This is a genomic window from Scandinavium hiltneri (genome assembly GCF_024764835.1).
GTDB lineage: Bacteria > Pseudomonadota > Gammaproteobacteria > Enterobacterales > Enterobacteriaceae > Scandinavium > Scandinavium hiltneri.
This window is the reverse complement of record NZ_JALIGE010000025.1, coordinates 1-431: the sequence shown is the minus strand read 5'-3', so window position 1 is coordinate 431 and position 431 is coordinate 1. Positions and strand designations below refer to the sequence as shown.

At 53.4% G+C, this 431-nt stretch carries 1 protein-coding gene; it reads left to right on the top strand.

All coding sequences use genetic code 11. The annotated features are described in order from the left end of the window. Positions 1–316 (top strand): RNA polymerase sigma factor SigX (sigX, locus tag MUU47_RS00105; RefSeq protein WP_258986105.1); only part of this gene is annotated, 316 nt, incomplete at its 5' end. Positions 317–431 lie beyond the last annotated feature (115 nt).

Below are 431 nucleotides of genomic sequence, written 5' to 3'. Positions count from 1 at the left end.
CACGTACAACGAGTGCATCACGCAGTACCGCAAGGAGCGCCGCAAGCGCCGATTGATGGATGCGCTCAGCCTCGACCCGCTGGAGGAGGCTTCCGAGGAGAAGTCGCCGAAGGTTGAGGAGCGGGGCGGATTGGATCGTTGGCTCGTCCATGTCAATCCGATAGATCGGGAGATTCTGGTTCTTCGCTTCGTAGCGGAACTGGAGTTTCAGGAAATAGCGGATATCATGCACATGGGTCTGAGTGCGACGAAAATGCGCTACAAGCGGGCACTGGACCGCCTGCGCGAAAAGTTTTCAGATGCGACCGAAACATAGTTGGGTAAATATTGTCTCTCTATGCGGGAAGTTCTGATAAACTTGCCACCCAAGTTGTGCGGCTGATTGTTGGACAACTAACTGACCATCAAGATGGGGATTTAACGGATGAAAC